The following is an 8,901-nucleotide window of genomic DNA, read 5'->3' as shown; positions in this document are numbered from 1 at the left end:
GGCGCTGATGGTCGCCTGCGCTGTGGCGCTGGCGCCCGCGGCATGGCTGCACACCACGGCCGACGCCCGGGTGCGGACGACGGCCGACGCCCCGGCGCAGCAGGTCGCCGTGGTGTTCGGGGCCGGGCTGCGGGAGGGCCGGCCGTCGCCGTACCTCGCGCACCGGCTGGACGCCGCCGCCGAGCTGTACAGCACCGGCAAGGTCCGGGTCGTGCTCGTCACGGGGGACAACAGCCGTGTGGAGTACGACGAACCGGATGCCATGCGCACGTACCTCATCGGGCGCGGGGTGCCGGACGGGCGGATCGTCAGCGACCACGCGGGCTTCGACACCTGGGACTCCTGCGTCCGGGCCAGGAAGATATTCGGGGTCGACCGGGCCGTCCTGGTGAGCCAGGGCTTCCACATACGCCGGGCGATCGCCCTGTGCCGGTCCGCCGGGATCGACGCGTACGGGGTGGGCGTCGACGCCGTACACGACGCGACCTGGTACTACGGCGGTGCGCGGGAGGTGTTCGCGGCGGGCAAGGCGCTCCTGAACACCGTGTTCGAGCCGGATCCGCACTTCCTGGGTCCGCGGGAGCCGGGGGTGGCCCAGGTGCTCGCCGGTGACCTCACGGCGCCGGGCGGGGCGGGCTGAGGTGCGCGTACCGGGGGTGTAACCGGAGGCACCGGTACTCGTAATACCCGCCTCGCACGCTGGGCGTATGGCCCGCACCGAGACATCCACCCACTGCCCGTACTGCGCGCTCCAGTGCGGGATGAAGCTGCGACCGGTCACCGACGGCGGGGTGGTCGAGGTCGTGGAGCGTCCTGAGTTCCCCGTCAACCGGGGGGCCCTGTGCGGCAAGGGGCGCACGGCGCCCGCCGTGCTCGCCGCCGGTGTGCGGCTGACGGGGCCCCTCGTGCGCGGCACGGACGGTGAGCTGGTGCCGGCGAGCTGGGACGAGGCGCTGGAGCGGATCGCGGACGGGCTGCGCGGGACACGGGCGGAGCACGGCGCGGACGCCGTGGGGGTGTTCGGCGGGGGCGGGCTCACCAACGAGAAGGCGTACGCCCTCGGGAAGTTCGCCCGGGTGGTGCTCGGCACCTCGCAGATCGACTACAACGGCCGCTTCTGCATGTCGTCGGCGGCCGCCGCGCACCAGCGGGCGTTCGGCCTCGACCGTGGGCTGCCGTTCCCGCTGGAGGACATCCCCCGGACCGGGTGCGTGATCCTGGTCGGCTCGAATCTCGCGGAGACGATGCCGCCCGCCCTGCGCTATCTGACCGAGCTGCGGGAGAACGGCGGCCGGCTGATCGTCATCGATCCGCGCCGGACCCGGACCGCCGAGCAGGCGGATCTGCACCTGGCGCCCCGGCCCGGCACGGATCTGGCCCTCGCCCTCGGCATGCTGCACCTGGTCGTGGCCGACGGGCGGGTGGACGAGGAGTTCGTCCGCGCCCGGACGAGCGGCTGGGACGAGACCCGGGCGGGTGCGATGGCGCACTGGCCGGAGCTGGTGGAGCGCCTCACCGGGGTGCCCGTGCCGCAGCTGCGCGAGGCCGTGGAGATGTTCTGCGGGGCGGGGACCGGGATGGTGCTCACCGCGCGGGGACCCGAGCAGCAGTCCAAGGGCACGGACACGGTGGGGGCGTGGATCAACTTCTGCCTGGCCACCGGCCGGGCGGGCCGTCCCCTGTCCGGCTACGGCTGCCTGACCGGTCAGGGCAACGGCCAGGGCGGCCGGGAGCACGGCCAGAAGGCCGACCAGCTGCCCGGTTACCGCAAGCTCACGGACCCGGCGGCGCGCCGCCATGTGGCGGAGGTGTGGGGCGTCGACCCCGACACGCTGCCGGGGCCGGGCCGCAGCGCCTACGAACTGCTGGACGCGCTGGGGCGGGATGTGCGGACGCTGCTGGTCATGGGGTCGAATCCCGTGGTGTCGGCGCCGCGCGCGGGGCACATCGAGGAGCGGCTGCGGTCGCTGGACTTCCTGGCGGTCGCGGACGTGGTGCTGTCGGAGACGGCGGCGCTGGCCGATGTGGTGCTGCCGGTGACGCAGTGGGCGGAGGAGAGCGGGACGACGACCAGCCTGGAGGGCCGGGTGCTGCTGCGGCAGCAGGCGGTCACGCCGCCGGAGGGGGTGCGCAGCGACCTGGAGGTGCTGAACGCGCTGGCCGGGCTCCTGGGGCACGGGAAGGGGTTCCCGGCCGAGCCGGAGGAGGTCTTCGACGAGCTGCGCCGGGCCTCGGCGGGTGGCCCGGCCGACTACGCGGGCATCACCTACGCCCGGATCGCGGCGGAGGACGGGGTGTTCTGGCCCTGCCCTGACGAGGAGCACTCCGGGACGCCGAGGCTGTTCCTGGAGCGGTTCGCGACGGACGACGGGCGGGCCAGGTTCGTCCCCGTCACCCACCGGGCCGCCGCCGAGGAGACGGACGCGGAGTACCCGGTGGTGCTGACGACCGGGCGGGTCGTGTCCCAGTACCAGTCGGGGGCGCAGACCCGCCGGGTGGCCGAGCTGAACGCCGCCGCGCCCGGGCCGTTCGTGGAGCTGCATCCGCGGCTCGCCGAGCGGATCGGGGTGGCCGAGGGCGAGAGCGTCGCGGTCACCTCGCGGCGCGGGCGGGCGGTGGCACCGGCCCGGATCACCGTGGCGATCCGGCAGGACACCGTGTTCATGCCGTTCCACTGGCCGGGCGAGGGCCGGGCCAACACCTTGACGAATCCCGCGCTGGACCCGGTGTCGCGCATGCCGGAGTTCAAGGTGTGCGCCGTAAGGGTGAAGGCCGCCGGCTGAGCCGGCCGCCGCTCGGCACGGCCGGCCTCCCTCGCGGACGCGCCCCCGGAGGGACCGGCCGTGGCCGGGCTCCCCGGGGGCGCGGCGTGCCGTACACGGACAAGGGCGGCAAAACGTCCGTCACAGTGCCGTGTCAGGCGCCGTCTCCGCGGACACCCATGCGAGGTAGCGCTCGCTGCCGCGCACGACGGGGGTGGCGATGATCTCGGGCGTGTCGTAGTCGTGGGCCGCGACGAGGTGGGCCTCCAGCTCGTCGTACCGCTCGGCGGCCGTCTTGAACACCACCTGCCACTCCTCACCGGTCTCGACCGCGCCCTGCCAGCGGAAGACGGAGGTGACGGGCGCCGAGATCTGGGCGCAGGCGGCGAGCCGCGCCTCCACCGCGCCCCGGGCCAGGGCGTGGGCCTTCTCCTCGCTGTCCGTCGTGGTCAGTACGGTCAGCCATGCGGGCTCGGCCATCCCGGGCCTCCTTCTGGTCGGTGTCCTTTTCTGATCGGTGTCCGCGGCCCCTCGCTCGTCGGCCCTCGTCATGTCAGCCGCCGTACGGGTGCCGGGTCCTGGCCTCGCGCAGGGCGCGGCCCCACCAGACCAGCTGGTCCAGCATCCTCTTCGCCGCCCCGTCGGCCTCGGCCGGGTCCTTGAGCACGCCCCGGTCGTCGAAGAGCGCGCCGGCGTTGTGGAAGGAGACCGTGTCACGCACGGTCATGGCGTGCAGTTCGGCGAAGACCTGGCGCAGGTGTTCCACGGCCCGCAGGCCGCCGGAGATCCCGCCGTAGGACACGAAGGCGACGGGCTTGGCCTGCCATTCGGTGAAGTGCCGGTCGATGAGGTTCTTCAGCGGGGCCGGGTAGGAGTGGTTGTACTCGGGGGTCAGGACGACGAAGGCGTCGGCGCGTGCCAGCCGGGAGGTGGCATGCGCGCCGCCGGTGGCGGGCGGCTCGGTGTCGGCGACGTCGATCAGCCCGGTCTCCACATCCGGGTGGCCGGACGCCTGCCCCAGGAACCACCGGGCGACTCTGGGCCCGAAACGGCCCTCGCGGTTGCTGCCGAGGATGACGGCCACCTCGATCGGGGCGTCGGAGGAAGGGGGAAAGGGTGTGGTGAGGTCCATGTGCCGAAGCCTCACACCTCAACCGTGATTGAGGTCAAGTGCCGGGTGCCGGCACCTAGACTGGAGGTCATGACCGCTCCCGCACCGGACCTCCACGTCGAGTTCGACGGCCGGCCCGCCACCGCGGAGGACCTGCGGATCCCGGCCTTCGCCGGCTACGGCCATTTCACCGCGATGCAGGTCAGGGACCGCGCGGTGCGCGGACTCTCCCTGCATCTGGACCGGTTGGACTCCGCGAACCGGGAACTCTTCGGGCAGCCCCTGGACGGGGAGCGGGTGCGGGAACTGATCGGGCACGCACTCGACGGCGCCGGCGTACGGGACGCGTCGCTCCGGGTGCACGGCTTCCTGCCGCCGGACAGCACGGCGACGGTGGTGATGGTGACGGTGCGGGAGCCGGCCCGTGCGGACGGTGCGCCCAGGAGCCTGATGCCGGTCCCGTTCGCACGCTCCGTACCGCACATCAAGCGGCCCGGTGAGTTCTGCCAGACCTACTACGGGCAGCAGGCCCGGCGGGCGGGCTTCGACGAGGCGCTGCTGATCTCACCCGGCGGCATGGTCACCGAAGGAGCGATCACCAACATCGCCTTCTGGGACGGCACTTCGGTGGTCTGGCCGGACGCCCCGGCACTGACGGGCATCACCATGGCGCTGCTGGAGAGCGGCCTCGCGCGGACGGACCGCCCCTCCGTGCGGCGCGGGGTGCCCCTGGACGCCGTGGCCGCGTACCGGGCGGCGTTCGTCACCAACTCGCAGGGCATCGCACCGGTCCACCGGATCGACGACATCCCCTTCACCGTCGACGAGGGCCTGATGAAGATGGTCGGCCAGGTGTACGACGACTCCCCGCGCGAGACGGTCTGACCCTCCCCGCAAGGCGCCCTGACGCCCTCCCGCAGGAGGGACCGGACTCCTCGCGGGGCGGACCGGTCTCCTGGCGGGGCGGTCCGGCCTTCCTCGCGGGGCGGACCGGCCTCCTCGGCGTACGGGACCATGGGGTCATGCAGATCCATATCGAAGCCTCAGAACTCCCGGGCCGCACCTGCGGCCCGGACACCGACTTCGCCGGTTTCGACAACATCCACGTCGGCGTACAGCGCAAGGACCGGCCCGGCGAGCTGCTCGGCCTGCACCCCGGTGACGCTCCGTCCGCCTCCTGGACCCTGGACTGCACCGCCGTTCCCACCGCGGAGGGCATCGCGGTGTCGGGGCCGTACATCCAGCACCGGTTCGGTGGCCGCTTCGTCCATCTGTCCTGGGGCACCGTCGACGCCTCCGGCGTCTTCACCATGTTCCGGCGGGCCAAGCTGATGATGAGCGACATCGGCCCGGAGGTCCTGGAGGCCGCCTCACGGACGGGGCACCTCACCGCCCGGCTGCGCCTGACCGACGGCCGGGGACAGCCGCGCTGCGCCCGCGTACGCCCGCCGGACATCGTCTGGTCGGCGACGGACGGGAGCGCTTCTTCCGGGGCTTGAGACGGGGCCGGGTCACGGAGGCGGCATGACGCCGCCCTCAGCGGCCCCGGGGGGGGGTGGGCCGGTGAGGGCGGTATCCATGGGGCCGGCGGGGGGCTGCCGTCCCGTGGGGGGATATGGACCGTGTTCCCGGTTCGCACGAGCCCACTCCTGTGACCCGCATCACTCTTCACGCGCCAGGAAGGGTCACCCGTACGGGCCCGGGCGGGCCCTGCGGCCTCCACCACCGCCGCGACCTGCGCCGGTCCGGACGGACGGGCGGGCGCCCGGGGCCCGTACGGGTGAAAGCTGACTGGACGTCAGCATGCGGCCGGGAGCCCTGGCCCCTTACCTCGGAGGCAGGACACATCCGTCTGCCCGGAGGATTCCCATGCGCAGCCCTGCCCGCCTCGTGACCGGTACCGCCGCCGCGGCCCTCACCGCCGCCGCGCTCGGCCTCGCCTCCCCCTCCGCCCACGCGGCCGTACTCCCCGGCCCGCAGCTCTCCGCCGCGGCGGCCGCGCCCGGCGCTGCGGACTGCGGGCCGGAGAGGACGGCCGGGACCGGTACGGCCGTCTCCTGCGACAGCGCCGGGGCTACGGCCGACGGCACGACCGAGGACCTGGAGTCCGAAGACCTGGAGTTCGGGGGCCCGGAGGCCGGATACCTGGCGACCGGGGATCTGGAACCGGCCGAAGGCCCTGACCCCACCGACGGCCTGGAGGCCGAGGACCCCGCGGCGCTCGATGAGCCCGCCTGGCCCGACGAGGGCGAGGCCGGAACCGGGGACGAGGCAGGAACCGGGGACGAGCCCGGAGCAGGTCAGCGGCCCGGGTCCGGGACGGGGACGCCCCCCGGGACGAAGCCGGGAACGCGCCCCGAACCCGTGCGTCCGCCCGGGTCCGACCCGGGATCCGCGAAACCGCCCGTGCCCCCGGGGCACAGGCCCACCACCGCGCCCAGCCCCAGCCGGCCCTCCGGGCACGTCGGGACGGGCACCGGCGGCAGCGCCGCCCCCGATACCGCTCAGCTCGCCGCAGGTGCCGGCCTCGTCGGGGCGGCAGTCATCGGTGGCCTCCTGCTCCTGCGCCGGCGCCGCACGGGCGGCATGCGCTACTGAGGCCGGCCGGCGGAGGACGGGACGTGGACGGGACGACGCTGAAAGCCAGGGCCTGGCTGGTGGGCATCGCCGCGCTGTGCGGCCTGTGGCTGGTCCACAACGGTGCGGCCGTCAGGACCGTCGCCCCCCAGCCGACCACTGCGGAGGCCTTCGCCGCGGGCTCCGAGCCACGGCCCGGCACACGGGTCGCCGCACCGCTGCGCCCCTCCGAGCCGGTCAGGATCCGCATCCCCGCCATCGGTGTGGACGCGCCCATGACGGGTCTGGGGCTGGGCGCGGACGGCAGCCTCGACGTGCCGCCCGCCGGGAAGCGGAACCTCGCGGGCTGGTACGAGGACGGCACGCCGCCCGGCGCGAAGGGCACCGCGATAGTCGCCGGTCATGTCGACAACGCCGAGGGCCCGTCCGTCTTCTACGCCCTCGGATCCCTGAAGAAGGGGACCGCGGTCGAGATCGGCCGCCGGGACGGCCGTACCGCCGTCTTCTCGGTCGACGCGGTCGAGGTGTACGACAAGGACGAGTTCCCGGACAAGCGCGTCTACGGCGCCACGCCGCACGCCTCGCTGCGGCTGATCACCTGCGGCGGCGGTTTCACCCGCGAAACCGGCTACCAGGGCAACGTGGTGGCGTACGCCCACCTCACCGAGGTGCGCTGACCAGGCCGTCCACCGATCCGGAACCGGTCAGACCGCCCACCGATCCGGAACCGGTCAGACCGCCCACCGGTCGGAGCCGGTCAGGCCGTCCACTGGTCGAAAGCGAGCTTGGCGACCAGTGAGAACACCACGACCAGCAGGACTGCGCGCACGAAGCCGCTGCCCTTCCTGAGCGCCATCCGCGCCCCGAGCATCGCGCCCGTCAGATTGAACACGGCCATCAGCGCGGCCAGCTGCCACAGGACCGTGCCCTGGTGGGCGAACATCGCCAGCGCCCCGGCGTTGGTGCAGACGTTCACGATCTTGGCGTTGGCGGAGGCGGTGACCAGGTCGAGGTGGAGCACGGCGGTCAGGGCCAGTACCAGGAAGGTGCCCGTGCCGGGTCCGAACAGCCCGTCGTAGAAGCCGATTCCGCCGCCGACCAGGACGATCGCGGTGACCGTACGGGCCCGGGAGACCTTCTTGCCCGGACCGTCGCCGGCCCCCGCGGTGCCGAAGGAGGGGCGCAGCATCACGAAGGCCGCCACGGCGAGCAGTACCACCATGATCACCGGGCGCAGTACGTCGCTGCTGATGCCCGCGGCGAAGAAGGCGCCGGCCATCGATCCCGCGAGCGCCATGAGTCCGATCCGTACGGCGGTGCCCACCTGGACGGGCGCCTTGCGTACGTAGGTCACGGCGGCACCCGACGTGCCGACGATGGCGACGGCCTTGTTGGTGCCGAGGATGTGGGCGGCCGGGACGTGCGGGAGGCCCAGCAGCAGGGCGGGCAGGAGGAGGAGGCCGCCGCCGCCCACCACCGCGTCGATCCAGCCGGCCGCCAGGGCGGCCAGGCAGAGGAAGACCAGGGTGGTGAGCGTTATCTCGGGCATGACCATGACCCTAAGCAGCCGGCGGGTACACCGTCCAACCGGTCGTCCCTCCCCTCACAGAGGGCGTCATCACGCGCTGAGCGCAAGGTTCCTCCCGGGAAACAGGAGGGATGCGGTCGGGTAACACCCGCCGCGCACTCTCATGGGCATGAGGACACAGACGGAGAACGCGGCGCGGGTGGTGGTGATCGGCGCCGGGATGGCGGGCGCACGGCTCGCCGCCCGGGTCCCCGGTGTCACCGTCATCGGCGAGGAGGCGCACGCACCGTACAACAGGGTGCTGCTGGCCGAGGTGCTCGCCGGCCGGTACGAGCCGGACGTGATCGCACTGCCGGCCGCCGAGGTGCGGCGCGGGGTGCGGGTCGTGCGGATCGACCGGGCACAGCGGCAGGTGCTCTGCGACGACGGCGGTGTCATCGGCTACGAGCGCCTGGTGCTGGCCACCGGCTCCAACCCGGTGCTGCCGCCGCTGCGGGGCCTGGGCCACATGCTGCCGGACGGGGTGCATCCCTTCCGCACCCTCGACGACTGCCTGGCCCTGCGTGCCGCCGTACGTCCCGGGGTGCGCGCCGTCGTCATCGGCGGCGGTCTCCTCGGGGTGTCGGCCGCCCGCGCTCTGGCGGAGTGCGGCGCGCAGGTGGTGCTGGCCCAGCAGGGCGAGCGCCTGATGGAACGTCAGCTCGACCCGTCGGCCTCCCGGCTGGTGCTCCGGCACCTGGAGGACCTCGGCGTCGAGGTGCACACCGAGAGCCGGGTGCGCGGTGTGCGCTGCGTCGGGGGTGCGGTCCGCTCGGTCGAGATGGCCGACGGGTACGCCCTCGGCGCCGACCTGGTGGTGCTGGCCTGCGGGGTGCATCCGCGCGTGGGTCTCGCCCAGGACGCGGGTCTCGCCGTGCACAAGG

At 73.7% G+C, this 8,901-nt stretch carries 10 protein-coding genes; 7 read left to right on the top strand and 3 right to left on the bottom strand.

Going from position 1 to position 8,901, the window contains the following annotated elements:
• Positions 1–7 precede the first annotated feature (7 nt).
• Positions 8–640, top strand: a complete 633-nt coding sequence (locus tag VN520_RS19740; protein WP_414719892.1) for a SanA/YdcF family protein — start codon at positions 8–10, stop codon at positions 638–640.
• Between the two features lie 67 nt (positions 641–707).
• Positions 708–2,783 (top strand): molybdopterin oxidoreductase family protein, encoded by a 2,076-nt coding sequence (locus VN520_RS19735; protein WP_325748250.1) that lies wholly within the window; start codon positions 708–710, stop codon positions 2,781–2,783.
• Between the two features lie 120 nt (positions 2,784–2,903).
• Here the strand turns inward: VN520_RS19735 and cutA are convergent, their stop codons facing one another.
• Positions 2,904–3,242: a divalent-cation tolerance protein CutA gene (gene cutA, locus VN520_RS19730; RefSeq protein WP_325748249.1), complete on the bottom strand. Its 339-nt coding sequence runs from the start codon at positions 3,240–3,242 to the stop codon at positions 2,904–2,906.
• 73 nt (positions 3,243–3,315) lie between these two features.
• Positions 3,316–3,894 (bottom strand): NAD(P)H-dependent oxidoreductase, encoded by a 579-nt coding sequence (locus tag VN520_RS19725; RefSeq protein ID WP_325748248.1) that lies wholly within the window; start codon positions 3,892–3,894, stop codon positions 3,316–3,318.
• A 69-nt stretch (positions 3,895–3,963) separates the two neighbouring features.
• On the opposite strand from VN520_RS19725, the gene VN520_RS19720 reads away from it, so the two are divergent.
• From VN520_RS19720 to VN520_RS19705, 4 genes are all read left to right on the top strand, one after another.
• Entirely contained in the window at positions 3,964–4,758 is a 795-nt protein-coding gene (locus tag VN520_RS19720; RefSeq protein WP_325748247.1) for an aminotransferase class IV, read from the top strand.
• A gap of 137 nt (positions 4,759–4,895) precedes the next feature.
• Positions 4,896–5,372, top strand: coding sequence for a DUF5990 family protein (locus VN520_RS19715; RefSeq protein ID WP_325748246.1), 477 nt, complete (start codon positions 4,896–4,898; stop codon positions 5,370–5,372).
• A gap of 370 nt (positions 5,373–5,742) precedes the next feature.
• The gene (locus tag VN520_RS19710) at positions 5,743–6,471 is read left to right on the top strand and encodes a hypothetical protein (RefSeq protein ID WP_325748245.1); all 729 of its coding nucleotides are present in this window, start codon (positions 5,743–5,745) and stop codon (positions 6,469–6,471) included.
• Positions 6,472–6,494: 23 nt separating this feature from the next.
• Positions 6,495–7,127: a class F sortase gene (locus VN520_RS19705; RefSeq protein WP_325748244.1), complete on the top strand. Its 633-nt coding sequence runs from the start codon at positions 6,495–6,497 to the stop codon at positions 7,125–7,127.
• 80 nt (positions 7,128–7,207) lie between these two features.
• Here the strand turns inward: VN520_RS19705 and VN520_RS19700 are convergent, their stop codons facing one another.
• The gene (locus VN520_RS19700) at positions 7,208–7,999 is read right to left on the bottom strand and encodes a TSUP family transporter (RefSeq protein WP_325748243.1); all 792 of its coding nucleotides are present in this window, start codon (positions 7,997–7,999) and stop codon (positions 7,208–7,210) included.
• A gap of 148 nt (positions 8,000–8,147) precedes the next feature.
• On the opposite strand from VN520_RS19700, the gene VN520_RS19695 reads away from it, so the two are divergent.
• On the top strand, positions 8,148–8,901 hold a 754-nt coding region (locus tag VN520_RS19695; RefSeq protein ID WP_325748242.1), incomplete at its 3' end, for an NAD(P)/FAD-dependent oxidoreductase.

It is taken from the genome of Streptomyces sp. (assembly GCF_035563135.1).
In the GTDB taxonomy this organism is placed as follows: domain Bacteria; phylum Actinomycetota; class Actinomycetes; order Streptomycetales; family Streptomycetaceae; genus Streptomyces.
This window is presented reverse-complemented; position numbering and strand designations above follow the sequence as displayed.